Below are 235 nucleotides of genomic sequence, written 5' to 3' on the forward strand. Positions count from 1 at the left end.
AACTTCGGATTATGCTTTCACGAACCTTGCTTCCACTTGTGGTGCTGGTGGTACTATTACTGTAATCTATACGGTATCGGATGATTGTGATAATGAAACTACACTGACTGCGACACTTACACTTGAAGATTCTATTGGTCCTGACCTAACGGCTTGTACGGTTGTAGATGAAACTATAGAATGTAATGGAACAGATAATGAAACCATTGCTAACGATTGGAATGCTGCAAACATA

At 39.6% G+C, this 235-nt stretch carries 1 protein-coding gene; it reads left to right on the forward strand.

The genetic code is table 11. From position 1 onward, the window contains the following. A partial coding sequence (locus tag ACVC3Y_RS00030) for a hypothetical protein (RefSeq protein WP_452225702.1) occupies window positions 1–235 on the forward strand: 235 nt, incomplete at both ends.

The organism is Lacinutrix cladophorae (assembly GCF_053604645.1).